This window comes from Streptococcus sp. DD11, assembly GCF_001578865.1.
Taxonomy (GTDB): domain Bacteria; phylum Bacillota; class Bacilli; order Lactobacillales; family Streptococcaceae; genus Streptococcus; species Streptococcus panodentis.
Window position 1 is genome coordinate 389560 of the sequence record NZ_KQ969393.1, and the last position, 1698, is coordinate 391257.

A 1698-nucleotide genomic window follows, 5' to 3' on the forward strand; every position below is an offset into this window, starting at 1 on the left:
GGTCAGCCTATGCATGCCTTTGATCTGGATACCTTTGAGGGTGACAGGATTGTCGTGCGGGAGGCGCGTGCCGGTGAGAGCTTGGTCACTCTGGACGGAGAAGAGCGCCAGCTGGAAGCTTCAGACTTGGTCATTGCGGTAGCGGATCAGCCGGTGGCATTGGCCGGTGTCATGGGCGGTCAGGCGACGGAAATCTCTGACAAGTCAAGCCGGATTGTTCTGGAAGCAGCCGTCTTTGATGGCAAATCTATCCGCAAGACCAGCAGCCGTCTGGGATTGCGGTCGGAGTCTTCATCCCGCTTTGAAAAAGGTATCAATGCAGCAACGGTCAACGAAGCCTTGGATGCGGCAGCCAGCATGATTGCGGACTTGGCAGGAGCCACTGTCCGGGCAGGTATCGTCCAAGCCGGCCAGCTGGACATGGCTGACAAGCAGGTTTCGACCAGTCTGGCAGATGTCAATCGGGTCTTGGGAACAGACTTGACCTATGCGGATGTCGAGGATGTTTTCCGCCGGCTGGGCTTTGGCCTGAGCGGTTCGGCAGAGACATTTACTGTCAGCGTGCCTGCCCGCCGCTGGGACATCAGCATTCCAGCTGACCTCTATGAGGAGATTGCCCGTATTTATGGCTATGATCGCCTGCCGATTTCCTTGCCTCAGGATGCTGGTACAGCAGGAGAACTGACCGCGACACAAAAATTACGCCGTAAAGTTCGGACGGCGGCAGAGGGAGCTGGCCTGACAGAAATTATCACCTATGCTCTGACGACACCGGAAAAGGCGGTTGAGTTTAGCCTCAATCCCAGCAAGCAGACCGAGCTCATGTGGCCCATGACGGTGGAGCGCAGCGTGCTTCGTCAGAATATGGTGTCTGGCATGCTGGATGCGGTCAGCTATAATGCTGCCCGTAAAAATAAGAATGCTGCCCTTTATGAAATTGGCAAGGTCTTTGAGCAGACAGGCAATCCCAAGGAAGATCTGCCCCATGAAATCAACAGCTTTGCCTTTGCTCTTACTGGCTTGGTCCAGGAGAAGGATTTCCAAACGAAGGCTGTGCCGGTAGATTTCTTCTATGCAAAAGGAGTGGCAGAAGCCCTCTTTGACCGTCTTGGGCTGGAAGCTGACTATAGAGCTACGGATCAGCTGCCCAGCATGCATCCCGGCCGGACCGCGCTTATCTCTGTCAATGGCCAGCCGATCGGCTTTGTCGGACAAGTGCACCCAGCGACAGCCAAGGCCTACGACATTCCAGAGACCTATGTGGCCGAGCTCAGCCTCTCTGCTATTGAAGAGCAGCTGCAGCCAGCCCAGCCATTTGCTGAAATTACGAAGTTCCCGGCTGTGACCCGTGATGTGGCTCTGCTGCTCAAGGCAGAAATCACCCACCAAGAGGTCCTGGATGCCATTCAGGCAGCCGGTGTCAAACGCCTGACCGACATCAAACTCTTTGACATCTTCTCAGGTGACAAGCTGGGTGTCGGCCTCAAATCTATGGCCTACAGCCTGACTTTCCAAAATCCAGAAGCCAGCCTGACCGACGAAGAAGTCGCAAAATATATGAAAAAAATCCAACAATCCCTGACCGAAAAGCTCGGAGCAGAGGTGAGGTAGAATATATCCTAAAAGAGGCTGAGACAGACTCAATCCCACCGCCTTTTAGAAACACTTAATCAATAGACTTGCTCGGAAACCGTATCT

General features: G+C 54.1%; 1 protein-coding gene. It reads left to right on the plus strand.

What is annotated here, in order from left to right; translation table 11 throughout:
- The coding region (gene pheT / locus STRDD11_RS05095; protein ID WP_241209318.1) for a phenylalanine--tRNA ligase subunit beta at positions 1–1611 on the plus strand (1611 nt) is incomplete at its 5' end.
- Positions 1612–1698: the final 87 nt, after the last annotated feature.